The organism is Corynebacterium gottingense (assembly GCF_003693265.1).
Taxonomy (GTDB): domain Bacteria; phylum Actinomycetota; class Actinomycetes; order Mycobacteriales; family Mycobacteriaceae; genus Corynebacterium; species Corynebacterium gottingense.
In genome coordinates this window covers 1-1,175 of sequence record NZ_RDRE01000149.1, presented here as the reverse complement: position 1 = coordinate 1,175, position 1,175 = coordinate 1, and the positions used below count along the sequence as shown (strand labels likewise).

The 1,175-nt window shown below is 63.8% G+C and carries 3 protein-coding genes and 1 riboswitch; all 3 genes read right to left on the bottom strand.

What is annotated here, in order from left to right:
* Positions 1–476, bottom strand: a 476-nt coding sequence (locus EAW56_RS12375; RefSeq protein WP_208636527.1) for a phosphomethylpyrimidine synthase ThiC, incomplete at its 3' end; no start/stop codon positions are given.
* Positions 474–586: riboswitch (TPP riboswitch) on the bottom strand. Its footprint overlaps the gene before it by 3 nt.
* A gap of 18 nt (positions 587–604) precedes the next feature.
* Positions 605–841, bottom strand: coding sequence for a hypothetical protein (locus EAW56_RS12370; RefSeq protein ID WP_095536371.1), 237 nt, complete (start codon positions 839–841; stop codon positions 605–607).
* A 44-nt stretch (positions 842–885) separates the two neighbouring features.
* Positions 886–1,175 (bottom strand): cation transporter dimerization domain-containing protein (locus tag EAW56_RS12365; RefSeq protein WP_279629708.1); only part of this gene is annotated, 290 nt, incomplete at its 5' end.

Below are 1,175 nucleotides of genomic sequence, written 5' to 3'. Positions count from 1 at the left end.
TTGTTCGGGATGATCGCCTTGCCCGCGGCGACCTGCTCGCGCACCTTTTCCACGTCGCAGTGCTCGCGCAGCGCCACGAACTCCATCTCCGGGGTGATCTCCCCGCGGCGGGCGTACGCCATCTGGGTGACGCGCTTGCCTTCCGTGGCGCGCAGTGGCGCGCGGCGGGCTCCGCGCCACTCCTCGGAGGCGGCGCCGCGCTTGGCGGCCCGGGTGCCGTCGTCAAGCAAATTGCGCTGGCGTCCCTCGTACTCCGCAACGTCGCCGCGGGCGGCGATCCACTCGCTGCGCAGCGCGGGCAGGCCCTCTTCCGGCTCCGCCCATGGGCCGCGGGTGCGGTAGAGCTTCACGGGCTCGTTCGGGCCGGTGGGGGAGTCATCCAGCGCGACCGCGGTCTCGGGGACCTCGAGTCCGTTCTTACGCAGCGGTGCGTAGCTGTGCTTGCGGTGGATTTCTTGAGCGTAGGCGTCAGTCATGACACTCCTTCAACTTCCTTCGCCGGTGCTAACCGGACAGGTTCGGACGGTGCCCGCGCGGCATGTAGCGCGATCTCAGCCCCTACCTTGGGGCGCCCGTGTGGGATTGCGTCATCGAGTGTAGCGGCTTACAGGACTGCTCCGCCATTGAGGTAGTTCACGTACCGAACCGCGTCATCCTTCGAGTAGAGGTAGCGGAAATCCGGATCGCTTGGGTCCTCATCAGCGTTGCGGGGTGCGAGGCCTACGTTTTCGGGTGGAAGCGGTGCATCGCACCACCCGCCACTGGGGTTGTAGAAGCCAACAACGTATCCACGGCAGTGCGTGCCGTGCGGGTAGGAATCCATGGTTTGTGTGACCCACATGATTGACCTTCCTTCCACTGTGTTCACACCTCAGAATACCCGTCTTACCTGCTGTTTGTCAGCGAATCTCCGAAAATGGGACCCGTTCGGGTGGTGTAGCCAAACGGCTCGACGTGCACGATCGTCTCTGCGGCGCCGAGCGAATTTGCAATACCGGACTCAATCTCGTCGGCGTGGGCGTGCGCGTACGACACCGTCCACTCACCAGGCACCTGCATGACCAAGCTGATCAAGCGCTCGCGACCAAACGCAGCCGTACGTACGGAGGTAAACGCCACCCCGTTTTGCTCGGCAAATGCATCCAGAAATGCGTTGAGTTTTGCAAGCTCCTCCG